The organism is Pelomonas margarita (assembly GCF_043555875.1).
Classification (GTDB): domain Bacteria; phylum Pseudomonadota; class Gammaproteobacteria; order Burkholderiales; family Burkholderiaceae_C; genus Pelomonas; species Pelomonas margarita.
Genome location: NZ_JBIGHW010000001.1, coordinates 66,962 through 84,019 on the forward strand (window position 1 = coordinate 66,962; position 17,058 = coordinate 84,019).

Sequence of the window (17,058 nt, forward strand, 5' to 3'; positions counted from 1 at the left end):
CATCGGTTATCGCGACCTCCTGCCCATCATCTTCTGGCCGTCGACCGCCATTCCTAGACTGCCGCCGCATCTTGACGTGGATCAAGACATCGGGACCACGCCGCCACCGCAGCGGCCGCTTGAGGAGACTTCGTTGACTTCACACAACCTCGGCGCGCAGCCGTCCATGCGCCGACTGGAATGGCTTTGCGACGCGAGCGCCGCACTGGGCGCGCTGGTGCTCAGCGCCGTCGCGCTGATGACCACGGTCAGCGTCATCGGGCGCGCCTTCTTCGCCCACCCCATCCTGGGGGACGTTGAGCTGGTGCAGCTGGGGGGCGCCATCGTCGTGGCGAGCTTCCTGCCCTACACGCAGTTCCGCCGCGCCAACATCATCGTGGACTTCTTCACCAGCGGCGCGCGTGCAGCCACCCAGCGCCGCATGGATGCCTTCGGCACGCTGCTCTACACGGCCGTCGTCGCGCTTATCACCTGGCGTGTGGCGGCGGGCGGCCTGTCCATGCAGGCGTCGCAGGAGCGCTCCATGCTGATGGATCTGCCGCTGTGGATTCCCTACCTGCTGATGCTGCCCGGGCTGAGCCTGTGCGTCGTCATCGGCGCCGTGCAGGCGGTGGCGCAGCTGCGCGGGGAGGGCGTCGCATGAGCACGATGTCCATTGGCCTGTCGATGTTCGGCGCCATGCTGGTGCTGATGGCGGTGCGCGTGCCCATTGCGATCGCGATGTTCATGCCCGGCGCGCTGGGCTACATCTTCCTGTCGGGATTTGATCCGTTGCTGGCGCACCTGAAGGGCGCCGTCTACGGCCGCGTGTCGGTGTACGACCTGTCCGTCATCCCGCTGTTCATGTTGATGGGCGCGGTCGCCGTGCAGGGCGGGCTGTCCAAGGCCTTGTTCGACTTCGCGAATGCGTTGCTTGGGCGCTTCCGCGGCGGTATGGCGATGGCCGGCGTGCTGGCCTGCGCGGCCTTCGGTTCCATCTCGGGCTCGACGGTCGCGACCACCGCCACCATCGCCCAGGTCGCCTACCCGCAGATGCGCCGCATCGGCTACTCGGGGCGGCTGTCCACGGCGGCGCTGGCCACGGGCGGCACGATGGGTGTGCTGCTGCCGCCGTCGGTCACGTTGATGGTCTACGCCATCCTGACCGAGCAGAACATCACCAAGATGTTCCTCGCCGCCTATGTGCCGGCGCTGATCGCGGCCGTGGGCTACATCATCGCGATCGCGGTGATGGTGCGGCTGAACCCGCAGGACGCGCCGCCGGCCCAGGCTGCGTCGCGCGCCGAGGTGGTCGCGGCCGGCCTCAAGGTCTGGCCCATCGTCACCATCTTCGCCGTCGTGTTTGGCGGCATCTACGGCGGCCTGTTCACGGCCACGGAGGGCGCGGCCATCGGCAACGTGCTGACCTGTGCGATCACGCTGATCCGCCGCGAGATGGACCGCGCGAAGTTCGTTGCCGCCGTTCGCACGACGGCCCAGACCAGCGGCATGATCTTCCTGATCTTCATCGGTGCCGACATGATCAACGCGGCGCTCGCGCTGTCACAGTTGCCCGCGCAGCTGGCCGATGTTGTGAGCCACCTGCAGATCTCGCCGCTGATGGTGATGGCCGGCGTGATGGTTTTCTACGTGCTGCTGGGCTGCGTGATGGACGAGATGAGCATGATCCTGCTCACGGTGCCCACCCTGTTTCCCGTCATCATGGGCATGGACTTCTTCGGTCTGGGCGGCGCGGACAAGGCGCTGTGGTTCGGCATCCTGATCCTGACGGTCTGCGAGATCGGCATGATCTTTCCGCCCGTGGGGCTGAACGTCTACATCATGAACGGCCTGGCGCGTGATGTGCCCATGGTCGAGACCTACAAGGGCGTCGTGCCCTTCCTGATCACTGACGGCCTGCGACTGGCCCTGCTGATTGGGTTCCCCGCCACGGCCCTCTGGCTCGTGCATTTGCTGACCTAAGACCTAGACCCCAGGAGACATTCATGAAATTCAACTTCCTGGCCGCATGCGGCCTGGTTGCAGCCGCTGCATTGCCCATTCAGGCGAGCGCCCAAGAGGTCACGCTGAAGGTGCACTTCTTTCTGCCGCCCACGTCGTTCGCGGCCACGCTGTTCATCCAGCCCTGGTGCGACAAGGTCGCCAAGGAGTCGGGCAACAAGCTCAAGTGCCAGCTCTACCCGTCCATGCAGCTGGGTGGCACGCCACCGCAGCTGTACGACCAGGTGCGCGACGGCGTCGCCGACGTGGTGTGGACGCTCCCCGGCTACACCGCAGGCCGCTTCCCCAGCATCGAGGCCTTCGAGCTGCCCTTCATGATGCAAAGCCCCGAGGCCACCAGCAGGGCGCTGTGGGACTTCGTGCAGCTGCATGCGCAGAGCGAGTTCAAGGACGTCAAGCCGCTGGCCTTTCATGTGCATGGCGACGGCGTGTTCCACATGGCCAGCAAGCCCGTGAAGAGCATGGCCGACCTGCGTGGCCTGAAGCTGCGCGCACCTACGCGCCAGACCAACAAGTTCATCGCGATGCTGGGGGCCACGCCCGTCAGCATGCCGGTGCCGCAGGTGGGCGATGCGCTGTCCAAGGGCGTCATCGACGGTGCCGTCGTGCCCTACGAGGTCGTGCCCTCGGTCAAGTTGCAGGAGCTGGCCAAGTTCCATGCCGAGACCGACCCGGCGCAGCCGGCTTTCTACACGTCCACCTTCATCTTCGCGATGAACAAGGCCAAGTACGAATCGCTGCCTGCCGAGCTGAAGAAGGTCATCGATGCGAACAGCGGCCAGTCGCTGTCGGGCCAGATCGGCAAGGCCTTCTTGCAGGCTGACATGGAGGGCAAGAAGCTCGTCGCGCCGGCGTCCGTCAACGTCATCCCTGCCGCGGAGCTGGCGACCTGGAAGCTGCTCGGCAACAAGCTGGCCGCCGACTGGGTCAAGGACATGGACGCCAAGGGCCTGGCCGGCGCCAAGCTGCTGGAAGACGCCAAGGCCCTGATCGCAAAGCATGCGGCAGCACGCTAACGCGACCCCAATCCCCATCGCACCACAGGCCCTCACAGAGGCCCGGAGACACCCATGACCCTGAGACTCACCTGGGTGGCGCTTGCCTGCGCCACCGCCCTGACTACCGCCTGCGGCGGCAGCAACCCTGACCCCGTGGCGCCCACGGAGACCGTCGCCGTGGATGCCGAGGACGCCGCGCTGAAGTTCGACGCCACCAAGTACACGACGGTCAATGTCACCGTCGACGGCGTGGCGTTCAAGCTGCGCCAGTACCGCATCGTCTACGTGGCCAAGCCCGTCAAGATGCTGCTGGCCCAGGCGGGCCTGGGCAACGGCGCGGTCACGCTGGCCGATCCCTACGCCTACCAGAGCATGATCGTCTCGGTGCCGGAGGAGCAGGCCACCAACCAGAAGACGGCGCTGGTCTTCCTCGTCAACAACGGGGGCTGGTGGGCCAGCCCCGTGGCGACGACGATCGTCGAGGGTGCCAAGTTCGTCAGCACCAGCGACACCGACAACGTGGGTGCCGCGCTGAAGGCGGGTTATGTGTTCGTCAACGTCGGCACGCGCAGCCGCGGCGGTGCCGTGGCCGAGGACGGCCGCTTCAGCGGCAAGGCGCCGGCCCCGGTGGTGGACGCCAAGGCCGCCATCCGCTACCTGCGGCTGAACGACGCGTTGATGCCGGGCTCGGCCGAGCGCATCGTCATGACCGGCACCAGCGGCGGCGGTGGCCTGACGGCGGCCGTGGCGGCCAGCGGCAACAGCGCCGACTACCTGCCCTATCTCGACGAGGTCGGCGCCGCCGGCCTCAAGGGCGCCGGGGCCAGCCTGGCCAGCACGATCAAGGATGACGTGTTCGCCGCCGTGGCCTACTGCCCCATCAACAACCTGGGCAATGCCGACGCGGGCTACGAGTACGAATACGGCACCGTTCGCAGCAACGCCAACACCGGCGCACTGGGGGGCGTGGCATTCAATGCGGGGCAGCAGCCCGCGGCGTCCACGGCCATCGCCGCGCGCTTCCCGGCCTATGTGGACAACCTCGGCCTGAAGCTGGAAGGCGGCGCTGCGCTGACGGCACAGGGCCTGCGCGACAGTACGCTGGCCTTCGTGAAGGCCGAGCTGGAGCGCCAGATCGCCAAGGGCACGGCCGTGCCGGCGCTGGGCGGCAACTTCGTTACCAGCCGAGCCACGCTGGCCAACGACTGGCTGACGCTCAGCGGCACGGGCAGCAGCGCGACGGTCGCGGCCATCGACTACGCGAAGTTCATCAACTACGTCGCCGCCAACCAGGCGCTGAAGACGGTGGTGGCCTTCGACCCCGTGGGCGTGACCGGCAACCGCAACGCGACCACCGGCGCCTGGAACGTCAGCGGCGAGACCAACCTGTTCGGCACGGCTACGGCGCGTTACGCCAACTTCACCGAGTGGAGCTGGAACAACAACGCCGCCACCGGCGACGGCTCGGGTACCGACGACACCGGCCTGACCTGGGCGCAAGTCACCGCGCTGAGCAGCACGCCGCTGAACACCCAGCTCAAGCTGATCAACCCGCTGGCCTACCTGGGAACGGCAGCTGATAGCGCGCCGTACTGGTACGTGCGCCACGGCATGGTGGACCGCGACACGGCTTTCGTCATGCAGACGCTGCTCTACCACGCCATCCGCAGCGATACGTCCGTGAAGGAGGTGAGCTTCAAGTTCCCCTACCTCGTGGGCCACGCCGGCAACTACGACGTGCAGGAAGCCTTTGCCTGGATCAAGGCCAAGCTCGACGCTAACCCCTAACCCACCGATGCGGCGGGTTCACGCCTGCCGCGAGCAGCTCACACCATGGCCCAGATCATCGGCGGCATTGCCGCCTCCCACACGCCCACCATCGGCTTCGCTTTTGACCGCGACAAGCGCGACGACCCTGCCTGGTCGCCCATCTTCAAGGCCTTCGAGCCGGTCCAGCAGTGGTTGGCCGATCGCAAGCCCGATGTGTTGCTGTTGATCTACAACGACCACGTCACGTCCTTCTTCTTCGACCACTACTCGGCCTTCGCGCTGGGCGTGGGTGAGCAGTGGGCGGTGGCGGACGAGGGCGGCGGCGCGCGTGACCTGCCGCCCGCGCAGGGCCACCCGCAGCTGGCCGCCCACATCGGACAGTCGCTGATGGCCGAGGAATTCGATCTGTCCTTCTTCCAGGATCGGGGCCTGGATCATGGCTGCTTCTCGCCGCTGTCGGTGATGTGCCCGCACGAGCCGGCCTGGCCCGTGCAGTTGGTGCCCCTGCAGATGGGCGTGCTGCAGTTCCCCATCCCCAGCGCGCGGCGCTGCTACAAGCTGGGCCAGGCGCTGCGCCGTGCCATCGAGAGCTACCCCGAGGATCTGAAGGTCGCCATCGTCGCCACCGGCGGACTGTCCCACCAGGTGCACGGCGAGCGCGCCGGCTTCAACAACACCGCGTGGGACGCGCGCTTCCTGGACCTGTTCCAGAACGACCCCGAGGCGCTGGCCGACATGACGCAGGCCGAGTACGCCGAGCTGGGCGGCCTGGAGGGGGCGGAGGTCATCATGTGGCTGGTCATGCGCGGCGCTCTGGCGGCGCAGGTGAACTGCCTGCACCGCGACTACTACTTGCCGTCCATGACCGGCATCGCCACCGCCATCTACGAGCCCGTGGCGCAGGTATTGCCACCCACGGTGCTGCAGCGCCACCGTACCCGTATGGCCGAGCAACTGATCGGGGTGGAAAAGCTTCCCGGCACCCACCCGTTCACGCTGGCCCGCAGCGTCAAGGCCTACCGGCTGAACCGCTTTCTGCATGCCCTCGTGCAGCTCGAGGTGCGCGCCGCCTTCCTGGCCGACGAGGAGGCTGCATTCGAGGCTGCCCAGCTGCCCGAGGTGGAACGCGACCTCGTGCGCCGCCGCGACTGGCAGGGCCTGATCCACCACGGTGTCATCTTCTTCATGCTCGAGAAGCTGGGCGCCGTGATCGGTGTGTCCAACCTGCACATCTACGCCGCGATGCGCGGCGAGACGCTGGAAGCCTTCCAGCGCACCCGCAACACCCAGGCTCTGTACTCGGTGGCCGGCAAGCAGGCCGGCCCGCTGGACTGGAACCCGCCCAAGAGCGCCTGATCTCTTCACTCACCACAACAAGGAGACTTCCCATGAACAAGCACGCATTCGCCATCGGCGCACTGGCCCTGGCCGCCGCCAGCGCTACCCACGCGCAGTCCAACGTCACCATCTACGGCCTGCTGGACGCCGCCGTGGAGCAGCTGAGCAACGTCGGCGCCACGGGCGGCAGCCTCAAGCGCATGCCCGGCCTGACCGGCGGCATGGCGCCGTCGCGCCTGGGCTTTCGCGGTACTGAGGACCTGGGCGACGGCCTGAAAGCCGTGTTCACGCTGGAGCAGGGGCTGGGGGTGGACAGCGGCACGCTGAACCAGGGCGGCCGCGCCTGGGGGCGGCAGGTTTTCGTGGGCCTGCAGGGCAGCTTCGGTACGGTGACCCTGGGCCGCCAGTACTCCATGCTTTTCTGGTCGCAGCTGGATGCCGACATCCTGGGCCCCGCCATGTTCGGGTCCGGCTCGCTGGACAGCTACCTGCCCAACTCGCGCGTGGACAACAGCATTGCCTGGCGCGGCACTTTCAGCGGCGTGACGCTGGGCGCCACGTACAGCTTCGGTCGTGATGCCGTGAATGCCGGCCCCAGCCCCTCAGGCACCAACTGCGCCGGCGAGAACGCAGCCGACGACAAGGCGTGTCGCCAGTGGTCCGTGCTGGCCAAGTACGACACGCCGACTTGGGGCCTGTCCGCGGCGGTGGACGAGATCCGTGGCGGAACCGGTGCCTTTGCCGGCCTCACCAGCAGCGGCCTGACCGACCGCCGCGCCACGGTGGCAGGCTGGGTGCGCATCGTCGGCGTGAAGCTGGGCGCGGGCGTCATCGACCGCAACAACCAGGCCAGCGCCACGACGCCTAAGAGTCAGCTCTGGTACCTGGGCGCCAGCTACCCTGTAACGCCCGCGTTCACGCTGGACGGTCAGGTCTTCAAGCTGGACTACCGCAACACGGCCAACCAGGCCACACTGCTGGCCGTGCGGGGCGTGTACGCGCTGTCCAAGCGCACGGCGGTCTACGCGACCGCAGGCCACATCGGCAACGATGGCACGCTGGCGCTGGGCGTCTCCAATGCGGCGGCCGGCAGCGGCCCGGTGGCCGGTGGCAGCCAGACCGGCCTGGCGCTGGGCGTGCGCCACAGCTTCTGAGGCCCATCCTGCGTGTGGCGCCCAGGTGGCGCGGGCGCTGCGGCAGGATGCGATGCGAGGCCGGGCTCAGGCCGACGCGGGCCTCAGGTCTGGCGGCACCAGCCCGCGTCTTTGAGGGCGCTCCGGACTTCGGGGTGCCTGGCAAAGCTTGCCTCGACGGATTGCTGCACGATGTCGTACAGCGGGCGGATCATGGGCCGAAGGTTTTCTACGACCTTGCTTGAGCTCAGCAACGACGGCACGCGTATGCCGCGGTGCTCAATCTCGCCACCGACCGTTCGTATGTCGAAGCCGATGCGCGAGAAATGACTGGCCAGTCGCGGCTCCGTCAGCACGAACACATGCTCGACCTGCAGGTGCCTTGCCACGGCGGCCGCAGCCAGGTAGAGGCTCACGGGGATGAACGGAAAACGCGGCATCGGCTGGTCCATCGCGAAGTTTGTCTCGGACGCCGACGTCATCGCCATGTTTTGCTCGCCCTTGCGCTGGCGAAATGCGCCGACCACGGCGAGCCGCGACACTTCGCCGATGGTGTCGCGTGGAAGCTGGCTCGGATCGACGAGGCTGCGGTCCAGCACGTGCCGGCAGCTGTCCTCGAACGGCAGCGCTTCCTGGCCCTTCGCGAGGATCAGCCTGGTGCAGCCCACGGGCTCGCCCGTGCCCTGCTTGCGCAGCAGGCAATGCACCGAGTGCTTGTCCGCAGTATCGGTCTCCATCCCGTCGGCGCGGACGGGCTCCCAGCCCAGGTCCCGGCAGTAGACGTCATGACGAATCCGATAGACCTCGTTGCGGTCCTCGGGGGTTAACGCCGGTGCGATGGTGAAGTACTTCTGAAAGGCTCCGGCCAGATCCCTGGTTTCGTTCGGATCAGTCATGAAGTGCCCCCTTTGTTGTTGCTGCATGGTAGCAAGCCATGTGGGTGCGTTTACCGGATGTGCCTCCACTATGGCATTGGCCGAACTGGCCGAGAAGGGAGCCGACGTTGATGTGCTGCGCCAGATGGTGCAGTTCATGGCCCAGCGGCTCATGGAGATCGATGTCGAGGCCCGCTGTGGCGCCGGCTACGACGAGAAGAGCGCCGAGCGTTTGAACAGCCGCAATGGCTTTCGAGATCGAACCTGGGAGACGCGCGCTGGCAGCGTCGAGCTCAAGATCCCCAAGCTGCGCCAGGGCAGCTACTTCCCCGAGTTCCTGGAGCCGCGCAGAACCGCCGAGAAGGCGTTGACGGCGGTGATCCAGGAGGCGTACATCAAAGCGCATCTCCACGCGCTCCGTGGACGACCTGGTCAAGGCCATGGGCATGAGCGGCGTGTCCAAGAGCCAGGTGTCACGGCTGTGTGCCGAACTCAACGAGCGGGTTGGCGCGTTCTTGAACCGGCAGATCGAAGGCGACTGGCCGTACCTGTAGATCGATGCGACCTATGTCAAGACGCGCGAGGCCGGGCGTAGCGTGAGCGTGGCGGTCATAGTGGCCGTGAGCGTGAACACCGACGGCCAGCGCGAGGTCCTGGGCATCAAGGTCGGCGCCAGCGAGGCGGAGCCGTTCTGGACGGAGTTCCTGCGCAGCCTGAACCGACGCGGCCTGCGCGGCGTCAAGCTCGTCATCAGCGACAGCGACAGCGACAGCGACAGCGACTTCCATGAGCGGACGTTCCCAGAAAGCCCGCGCTCGGTATCCCCCTGGGTATCCCCCTGGAGCCGAAACTGGAGCCGAAACTGGAGCCAGAAAGGAAAAAGGACTTAGAGGCTTTCGCTTCTAAGTCCTTGATCTGCTTCAATAAAAATGGTCGGGACGGCGGGATTCGAACTCGCGACCCCTTGCACCCCATGCAAGTGCGCTACCAGGCTGCGCTACGCCCCGACTGAGCCAATAAGTATAACGCAGATTTTGTCGTCAGATCAACAAAGCGGAGCGAATTGCCAGAAGCTCCGCTCGAACCTGCTCCAGCGAGGTCAGTTGGGCGATCGGCTCGATGGACAGCGTCAGCGATGCCTCTGCGGCTTTCAAGGGGCGGGCAGCCGGTGTGCAGGCGCGTGCGGCCGCCGTGAGCAGCAACTCGCTGGCACCTTCGGTGCTGAATTCGTCGACAGCATCCTCGTCATGAGCGCGCGCGGCCTCGGCTTCATCGCGGAAGCTTTGTGCTGCCGTCACGGGCAGCCCTTCGCTGAGTTGGTTGCGTGCGCCGCTGATCGTGAAACCCTGGTCGTAGAGCAGGTCGCGGATGCGGCGGATCAACAGCACTTCGTGGTGCTGGTAGTAGCGCCGGTTGCCGCGCCGTTTCATGGGCTTGAGTTGGTTGAACTCCTGCTCCCAATAGCGCAGCACGTATGGCTTCACGCCGCACAGCTCGCTCACCTCACCGATGGTGAAGTAGCGTTTGGCGGGGATGGCGGGAAGCGCCTTTTCCATTGCAAATCAACAAGTTCGCGAAAGGGAGCCAGACTCTACTCGAAGTCTTCCGAGGCCGGCGCGTCGCCTTGCACCTGGCCCTTGAGTTTGTGGCTGGCGTGAAAGGTCACCACGTTGCGGGCCTTGATGGGGATGGATTCCCCAGTGCGTGGGTTGCGGCCCGGGCGTGGCGCCTTGCGACGGATGTTGAAATTGCCGAAGCCCGAGAGCTTCACGTCCTGTCCCTTGACGAGGCTGTCGTGCAGGATGTCGAAGAAGGCTTCGACCATGTCCTTGGACTCGCGCTTGTTGAGGCCCAGTTTGTCGAAGAGCAACTCCGCGAGTTCTGCCTTGGTCAGGGTGGGCGTCTCGAGGCTGCCAATGACGACGGCAACCGGGTCCTTCTTGTCGTGTTGGGCGTCCATGGTTTCTCCTGTCACCCGCGCAAGCGAGCGCCAAGCTGCAACACGGTGGCGGCAACGATGTCCGATACGGCGGCATCGATGCGCTCGTCAGTCAAGGTGGCTTCGTCGTCCAGCAACTCCAGCCGCACGGCCAGGCTGCGCTCGTCGGCCTGCAGGTCGGTCGTGGCGCCGGCTGCTGGCTTGAAGACGTCGAAGAGCCGGACCGATCGCAGCAGCGTGCCGCCGGCGGTGGTGATGCTGGCCACCAGGGCATCGTGGCTGACGCTGTCTTTCACGACCAGCGCGAGGTCACGCTGCACGGCCTGTTGGCGGGGCAGCGGCTGGCCTTGAGGCAGCGTGCGGCTCAGTGCGGCGTCGAGGTCCAGTTCGAAGACAACAGGCGCGCCCCCGCTGATCTCGTAGGCCTGACGCCAGCGCGGGTGCAGTTCACCGACGACGCCGATGACGGTGCCGTTCAGGCTCACGCGGGCGCTGCGGCCCGGGTGCAGCGCCGGGTGCTCGGCGGCATCGAAGCTCAGCGTCTGCGGGGCGAACAGGGCTTCCAGATCGCCCTTGACGTCGAAGAAGTCGACGGCGCGGTCACGCTGGCTCCATTGCTGCTGTTCGGCCGGGCCCCAGGCCAGGCCGCCCAGGCGCAGTGGCTGGGCGATGCCGGCGACCGACAGCGGGCCACTGGCGACCGTGGTGTCCCGCTTGAACACGCGGCCCAGCTCGAACACGCGCACGCGCGTCGCGCGGCGGGCCTGGTTGTGGCGCAGCACCTGCACCAGGCTGCCGATGAGGCTGGTGCGCATCACCGACAGCGGCGCAGCGATGGGGTTCAGCAGCTTGATCGGGTCGGCGACGCCGGCCAGCTCGCGCTCCCAGCGCTCCTCGACGAAGCTGAAGTTGATGGTCTCGAAGTAGTCGCGCGCGGCCACGGCGCGGCGCAGCGCGTGCTTGGCCTGGCGCGACTCCGAGCCGGTGCGGCCGACGATGGGGGCCAGCGGCGCCGTGGACGGCAGCGTCGGGTAGCCCATCACGCGGATGACTTCCTCGATGAGGTCTTCCTCGATCAGGATGTCGAAGCGCCAGCTCGGCGGGGTCACCGTGATGGTGCCGTCTGCGGCAGTGAACGGCAGACCCAGGCGGGTGAAGACCTTCTCGCAGTCGGCCTGCGTCACTGGCATGCCGATGACCTTGGCAGCGCGGGCGACGCGCAGCGTCACGGGTTTGGCGACCGGCGCGTTGGGCGACTGATCGTCCATCGGGCCGACCTTCGTATCGGCCGTGCCGCAGATGTCGAGGATGAGCTGCGTGATGCGCTCGATGTGCTCGACGGTCTGCGAGGCATCGACCCCGCGTTCGAAGCGGTGGCCGGCGTCGGTGGAGAAGTTGTAGCGCCGGCCGCGGCCCATGACGGCCTCGGGCCACCAGAAGGCGGCTTCGACGTAGACGTTCTTCGTGTCGTCGGACACGGCGGTGTGGTCGCCGCCCATGATGCCAGCGAGGGACTCGACCTCGCGTGCATCGGCGATGACACCGACCTTCTCGTCCAGCTGAACAGTGTTGCCGTTCAGCAGCTTGAGCTGCTCGCCGCTCCGGCCCCAGCGCACGACGAGTTCGCCGCTGATCTTGTCGAGGTCGAAGATGTGCGAGGGGCGGCCGTACTCGAACATCACGTAGTTCGAGATGTCGACCAGGGCCGTCACCGAACGCTGGCCGCAGCGCTCCAGGCGCTGGACCATCCAGGCGGGCGTCTTGGCCTTGGTGTCGATGCCCTTGACGATGCGGCCGGAGAAACGGCCGCACAGGTCGGTGGCTTCGACGTGCACCGGCAGCTTGTCATCCAGCGTCGGCTTGATGGCCGGGAACTCGGCCTTCAGCAGCGGTGCGCCGGTCAGCGCAGCCACTTCACGCGCGACACCGAACACGCTCAGGCCGTGGCCCAGGTTGGGCGTCAGCTTCAGCGTGAACAGCGTGTCGTCGAGGTTCAGGTGCTTGCGGATGTCTTCGCCGATGACGGCGTCCGCCGCCAGCTCCAGCAGGCCGCCGTGGTCTTCGCTGAGCTTGAGCTCGCGGGCCGAGCACAGCATGCCGAAGCTCTCGACGCCGCGCAGCTTGCCGACGCCGATCTTGAAGGCCTTGCCGTCTTCACCGGGCGGCAGCTCGGCGCCGACGGTGGCCAGCGGCACCTTGATGCCGACGCGGGCGTTGGGGGCGCCGCAGACGATCTGCAGCAGCTCGCCGCCAGCGTTGACCTTGCAGACGCGCAGCTTGTCGGCGTTGGGGTGTTGCTCGGCTTCGAGGATCTCGGCGACGACGATGCCGTGGAAGGGGGGAGCAACGGGGCTCAGCTCTTCCACTTCCATGCCAGACATGGTCAGCAGTTCGGCCAGTTTTTCAGTGGACAGCGGCGGATTGCAGAACTCGCGCAGCCAGGACTCGGGGAATTGCATGGTGACTCGTGAACTCGGTGGCTGGGCGGATTACTTGAACTGCGACAGGAAACGCAGGTCGCCGTCGAAGAAGGCGCGCAAGTCGTTGACGCCATAGCGCAGCATGGCCAGGCGGTCGATGCCCGAGCCGAAGGCGAAGCCGATGTAGCGTTCGGGGTCTAGGCCCATGTTGCGGATGACCTGCGGGTGTACCTGGCCCGAGCCTGAGACTTCCAGCCATCGGCCCTTCAGTGGGCCGCTCTCGAACATGATGTCGATCTCGGCGCTGGGCTCGGTGAACGGGAAGTAGCTGGGGCGGAAGCGCAGCTGCAGCTGGTCGGTCTCGAAGAAGGCGGTGATGAAGTTCAGGTAGACCGCCTTCAGGTCTTTGAACGAGATGTTCTCGCCGACCCACAGGCCTTCGACCTGATGGAACATGGGCGAATGGGTGGCATCGCTGTCGACGCGGTAAGTGCGGCCCGGCGCGATGACGCGGATTTCGGGCATGGTCTCCTGGCCGGCATAGCGCTTGGCGTGCGCCTGCGCGTAGCGGATCTGCATCGGGCTGGTGTGCGGGCGCAGGTTGAGCCAGCTGCCGTTCTCGTCCTTCATGTCGACGTAGAACGTGTCCTGCATCGAGCGGGCCGGGTGGTTCTCGGGGTTGTTCAGCGCCGAGAAGCTGTACCAGTCGGTCTCGATCTCGGGGCCATCGGCGACGTCGAAGCCCATGGAGCCGAAGATGGCCTCGATGCGCTCCATCGCGCGGGTGATCGGGTGCAAGCCGGCGGTGCCTCGCTGGCGGCCTGGCAGGGTCACGTCCAAGGCTTCGGCCTTGAGCTGCTTCTCGAGCTCGGCGGCGGCCAGTGCATCACGACGGGCCGTGAGGGCGGCCTCGATGGCAACCTTGGTCTGATTGATCTCGGCGCCGCGGGTCTTCTTCTCCTCGATGCTGAGGGCGCCCAGGCCCTTCATCAGTTCGGTCACACGGCCGGACTTGCCGAGGAAGCGCGCCTTGGCGTTCTCCAGTTCGGCGGGCGTGGGGGCGGCGGCAAAGTCGGCCTGTGCCGCTTGCAGCAAAGCGTCGAGATCGGACATTCGGGAATTCGGAATGAGAAAGGGCCGACCCTGGTGGGCCGGCCCTCAAAAGTTGCGGGCTCCAGCTCGCGCCGGAGCAGTTCGCAATCAGGCGAGCGCGGCCTTCACCTTGGCGAAGATGCTGGCGAAACCAGCCGGGTCGTTGACGGCCAGATCGGCGAGGACCTTGCGGTCGATCTCGATCTGGGCCTTCTTCAGACCCGCCACGAACTTGCTGTAGGACAGACCCAGGCCACGCGAGGCGGCGTTGATACGGGCGATCCACAGCTGACGGAACACGCGCTTCTTGGTGCGGCGGTCACGGTAGGCGTATTGGCCCGCCTTCATCACCGCCTGCTTGGCGATGCGGAAGACGTTCTTACGACGACCGCGGAAGCCCTTGGCCAGAGCCAGGACCTTCTTGTGACGGGCGCGAGCGGTAACACCACGTTTGACGCGAGGCATATGTTTCTCCTTCTAGTCTTGGTGGATTACAGGCCGGCGAAAGGCAACATTTGAGCCATGTGGCCCATGTTGGTTTCGTGCACGTTCACGGCGCCGCGCAGCTGACGCTTGTTCTTCGTGGTCTTCTTGGTCAGGATGTGGCGCTTGAACGCCTGACCGCGCTTGACGGTGCCACCCGGACGAACGCGAAAACGCTTTTTCGCGCTGCTCTTGGTCTTCATCTTGGGCATGTGAATGCTCCTTTTAAGTGTGTCCCTGGGGCGGTGGCGGTGAGCCCGCCACGCTTGTTGGCCTCAGGAGACTTGTGAACCGGCAGGCGACCAAACCTGCCGGTTGAACTTCAAAAACTGCTTACCGCTTCTTGGGGGCCAGCACCATGATCATCTGGCGGCCCTCAAGCTTCGGCATGTTCTCGACCACGGCCACGTCGGCCAGTTCGTCGCGAATCCGCTCCAGCAGGCGCATGCCGATGTCCTGGTGCGTGATCTCGCGGCCCCGGTAGCGCAGCGTGACCTTGCCCTTGTCGCCGTCTTCGGCAATGAAGCGGCGCAGATTGCGCATCTTGATCTGGTAGTCACCTTCGTCCGTGCCCGGGCGGAACTTGACTTCCTTGATCTCGATGACCTTCTGCTTGGACTTGGCCTCGGCAGCGCGCTTTTGCTCGATGTACTTGAACTTCCCGTAGTCCATCAGCCGGCAGACCGGCGGATTGGCGGTGGGGGAGATCTCGACCAGGTCCACGTCCAGATCGCCCGCCATGCGCAGGGCTTCCTGGATGCTGACGATCCCGATGGGTTCATTCTCGGGGCCGTTCAGGCGGACTTCGGGAGCCATGATTTCGCGGTTCAGGCGGTGCTTGCGCTCCGGAATCGCGCGACGGTCGGCAAACGTAGCGATGGTGTGGACCTTTCAACAAGGCCCCAAGGCGAGGGGCCTCAAATAAAACAAAGCGCGCCCGGACGGCTCTTTCAGACCTTGTTGGTGATGTCTGCGGAGATCCTGTCGAGGAAGTCCTGCAGAGGCATCACGCCGAGGTCCTGGTTGCCACGGGCGCGTACCGCAACGCTGCCATTCGCCTTTTCCTTGTCGCCTACGACGAGGATGTACGGCAGCTTTTGCATGGAATGCTGGCGGATTTTATAGGTGATCTTCTCGTTGCGCAAATCGGCTGAGGCCCTAAGCCCTTGTTTTTGCAGCGATTTCACAATTTCAGCCACGTAATCGGCCTGCGCATCCGTAATGTTGGCGACAACAACCTGTGTCGGAGCCAGCCAGGTGGGCAGCGCGCCGGCGTGCTGTTCGATGAGGATGCCGATGAAACGCTCCAGGCTGCCGACGATGGCGCGGTGCAGCATCAGCGGGCGTTTGTGCTCGCCGTCCTCGTCCACAAACGCCGCGTCCAGGCGCTCGGGCATGTTGGGGTCGACCTGGATCGTGCCGCACTGCCACTCGCGGCCCAGCGCATCCTTGAGCGTGTATTCGATCTTGGGGCCGTAGAAGGCACCTTCGCCGGGCAGGTAGGTGAAATCGCAGCCCGACGCGCGCAGGCCCTCGGCCAGCGCGTGCTCGGCCTTGTCCCAGCTTTCCTCGCTGCCGATGCGCTTCTCGGGGCGTGTCGACAGCTTGTAGATGATGTCCGTGAAGCCGAAGTCCTTGTAGACCTTCTGCAGCAGCGCCGTGAAGGCGGTGACCTCGCCCTGGATCTGGTCTTCCGTGCAGAAGATGTGGCCGTCGTCCTGCGTGAAGCCGCGCACGCGCATGATGCCGTGCAGGCCGCCGGTGGGCTCATTGCGGTGGCACTGGCCGAACTCGCCGAAGCGCAGCGGCAGGTCGCGGTAGCTCTTCACGCCCTGCTTGAAGATCAGGATGTGGCCGGGGCAGTTCATCGGCTTGAGCGCGTAGTCGCGCTTCTCCGATTCCGTCGTGAACATGTTCTCGCGGTACTTGTCCCAGTGGCCCGTGGCTTCCCACAGCGTCTTGTCCAGCAGCTGCGGGCCCTTGACCTCCTGGTAGCCGTTGTCGCGGTAGACGCGGCGCATGTACTGCTCCACCTCCTGCCACACCGTCCAGCCCTTCGGGTGCCAGAAGACGACGCCGGGGGCGTGCTCGTCGATGTGGAACAGATCCAGTTCCTTGCCGAGCTTGCGGTGGTCGCGTTTTTCGGCTTCCTCCAGCATCGTCAGGTACTTCTGCAGGTCGTCCTTGGTCGCCCAGGCCGTGCCGTAGATGCGTTGCAGTTGCTCGTTGCGGTGGTCGCCGCGCCAGTAGGCGCCGGCCACCTTCATCAGCTTGAAGTGCTTGAGCTTGCCCGTGCTTGGCACGTGCGGGCCGCGGCACAGGTCCTCGAAGGCGCCTTCGGCGTACAGCGACACGTCCTGGTCGGCCGGGATGCTCTCGATGATCTCGGCCTTGTAGGCCTCGCCTTGCGCCTTGAAGTGGGCCACGGCTTCGTCGCGCGGCAGCACGCGGCGCACGACCTTCTCGTCCTTCCTGGCCAGCTCGGTCATCTTGGACTCGATGGCGGCCAGGTCCTCGGGCGTGAACGGGCGCTTGTAGGCGAAGTCGTAATAGAAGCCGTTCTCGATGACCGGGCCGATGGTGACCTGGGCGTCGGGGTACAGCGACTTGACGGCGTAGGCCAGCAGGTGGGCCGTGGAGTGGCGGATCAGCTCCAGGCCGTCGGCGTCCTTGTCGGTGACGATGGCGAGCTGGACGTCGCGGTCGATGACGTGGCTGAGGTCGACGACCTGACCGTCGACCTTGCCGCCGAGGGCGGCCTTGGCCAGGCCGGCGCCGATGCTGGCGGCGACGTCGCCGACCGTCAGCGCGGCGGGGTACTCACGGCGGGAGCCGTCGGGGAGTTGGATGGAAATCATGGGGTGCTCCAAGAGCGAAAACAAAAAAGCGCGGCCAGGTGCCGCGCTTTGTTCGTGCCCGTGAAGGGCGAGAAGACGTGACGTGCCGCGGCCGACTAGTTACCGGTGAAGGTGGTGGTCGTAGTTCGCGGTGTCATAACCAGGGTGCCTT

At 65.9% G+C, this 17,058-nt stretch carries 15 protein-coding genes, 1 tRNA gene and 1 pseudogene; 7 read left to right on the forward strand and 10 right to left on the reverse strand.

Annotated features, from left to right (window positions below; translation table 11 throughout):
• The first annotated feature begins 133 nt into the window (after positions 1-133).
• Genes ACG0Z3_RS00300 through ACG0Z3_RS00325 form a run of 6 tightly spaced genes read left to right on the forward strand, consistent with a single transcriptional unit; the run spans position 134 to position 7,261 of the window.
• Positions 134-643, forward strand: coding sequence for a TRAP transporter small permease (locus tag ACG0Z3_RS00300; protein ID WP_394394391.1), 510 nt, complete (start codon positions 134-136; stop codon positions 641-643).
• The gene (locus ACG0Z3_RS00305) at positions 640-1,962 is read left to right on the forward strand and encodes a TRAP transporter large permease (protein ID WP_394394392.1); all 1,323 of its coding nucleotides are present in this window, start codon (positions 640-642) and stop codon (positions 1,960-1,962) included. The genes ACG0Z3_RS00300 and ACG0Z3_RS00305 overlap by 4 nt, the downstream gene beginning before the upstream one ends.
• A 23-nt stretch (positions 1,963-1,985) precedes the next feature.
• Positions 1,986-3,017 (forward strand): TRAP transporter substrate-binding protein, encoded by a 1,032-nt coding sequence (locus tag ACG0Z3_RS00310; RefSeq protein ID WP_394394393.1) that lies wholly within the window; start codon positions 1,986-1,988, stop codon positions 3,015-3,017.
• Between the two features lie 54 nt (positions 3,018-3,071).
• Positions 3,072-4,787: a subtype B tannase gene (locus ACG0Z3_RS00315; RefSeq protein WP_394394394.1), complete on the forward strand. Its 1,716-nt coding sequence runs from the start codon at positions 3,072-3,074 to the stop codon at positions 4,785-4,787.
• A gap of 45 nt (positions 4,788-4,832) precedes the next feature.
• Positions 4,833-6,125, forward strand: coding sequence for a gallate dioxygenase (locus tag ACG0Z3_RS00320; protein WP_394394396.1), 1,293 nt, complete (start codon positions 4,833-4,835; stop codon positions 6,123-6,125).
• A gap of 32 nt (positions 6,126-6,157) precedes the next feature.
• Positions 6,158-7,261 carry a porin gene (locus tag ACG0Z3_RS00325; protein WP_394394397.1) on the forward strand — a complete coding sequence of 368 codons (1,104 nt, stop codon included), beginning with the start codon at positions 6,158-6,160 and terminating at the stop codon, positions 7,259-7,261.
• A gap of 83 nt (positions 7,262-7,344) precedes the next feature.
• On the opposite strand, the gene ACG0Z3_RS00330 is transcribed toward ACG0Z3_RS00325, so the two are convergent.
• Positions 7,345-8,136 (reverse strand): PEP-CTERM/exosortase system-associated acyltransferase, encoded by a 792-nt coding sequence (locus tag ACG0Z3_RS00330; protein ID WP_394394399.1) that lies wholly within the window; start codon positions 8,134-8,136, stop codon positions 7,345-7,347.
• Between the two features lie 70 nt (positions 8,137-8,206).
• Here ACG0Z3_RS00330 and ACG0Z3_RS00335 point away from each other — a divergent pair.
• Positions 8,207-8,876 (forward strand): annotated as a pseudogene (locus tag ACG0Z3_RS00335) (IS256 family transposase); the annotation flags it as partial.
• Between the two features lie 169 nt (positions 8,877-9,045).
• Here ACG0Z3_RS00335 and ACG0Z3_RS00340 read toward each other — a convergent pair.
• From ACG0Z3_RS00340 to thrS, 9 genes are all read right to left on the reverse strand, one after another.
• A tRNA-Pro gene (locus ACG0Z3_RS00340) sits at positions 9,046-9,122 on the reverse strand.
• A 33-nt stretch (positions 9,123-9,155) separates the two neighbouring features.
• Positions 9,156-9,671 carry a MerR family transcriptional regulator gene (locus ACG0Z3_RS00345; RefSeq protein ID WP_394394401.1) on the reverse strand — a complete coding sequence of 172 codons (516 nt, stop codon included), beginning with the start codon at positions 9,669-9,671 and terminating at the stop codon, positions 9,156-9,158.
• A 35-nt stretch (positions 9,672-9,706) separates the two neighbouring features.
• Positions 9,707-10,075: an integration host factor subunit alpha gene (locus ACG0Z3_RS00350; RefSeq protein WP_394394403.1), complete on the reverse strand. Its 369-nt coding sequence runs from the start codon at positions 10,073-10,075 to the stop codon at positions 9,707-9,709.
• 11 nt (positions 10,076-10,086) lie between these two features.
• Positions 10,087-12,513, reverse strand: coding sequence for a phenylalanine--tRNA ligase subunit beta (gene pheT, locus ACG0Z3_RS00355; RefSeq protein WP_394394405.1), 2,427 nt, complete (start codon positions 12,511-12,513; stop codon positions 10,087-10,089).
• A gap of 30 nt (positions 12,514-12,543) precedes the next feature.
• Positions 12,544-13,587 carry a phenylalanine--tRNA ligase subunit alpha gene (gene pheS, locus ACG0Z3_RS00360; protein ID WP_394394407.1) on the reverse strand — a complete coding sequence of 348 codons (1,044 nt, stop codon included), beginning with the start codon at positions 13,585-13,587 and terminating at the stop codon, positions 12,544-12,546.
• Positions 13,588-13,674: 87 nt separating this feature from the next.
• Positions 13,675-14,031 carry a 50S ribosomal protein L20 gene (rplT, locus tag ACG0Z3_RS00365; RefSeq protein ID WP_025564000.1) on the reverse strand — a complete coding sequence of 119 codons (357 nt, stop codon included), beginning with the start codon at positions 14,029-14,031 and terminating at the stop codon, positions 13,675-13,677.
• Between the two features lie 26 nt (positions 14,032-14,057).
• Entirely contained in the window at positions 14,058-14,261 is a 204-nt protein-coding gene (rpmI, locus tag ACG0Z3_RS00370; protein ID WP_028601240.1) for a 50S ribosomal protein L35, read from the reverse strand.
• A 121-nt stretch (positions 14,262-14,382) separates the two neighbouring features.
• Positions 14,383-14,928 carry a translation initiation factor IF-3 gene (gene infC / locus ACG0Z3_RS00375; RefSeq protein ID WP_394395349.1) on the reverse strand — a complete coding sequence of 182 codons (546 nt, stop codon included), beginning with the start codon at positions 14,926-14,928 and terminating at the stop codon, positions 14,383-14,385.
• A 71-nt stretch (positions 14,929-14,999) separates the two neighbouring features.
• Positions 15,000-16,907, reverse strand: coding sequence for a threonine--tRNA ligase (thrS, locus tag ACG0Z3_RS00380; protein ID WP_394394410.1), 1,908 nt, complete (start codon positions 16,905-16,907; stop codon positions 15,000-15,002).
• Positions 16,908-17,058 lie beyond the last annotated feature (151 nt).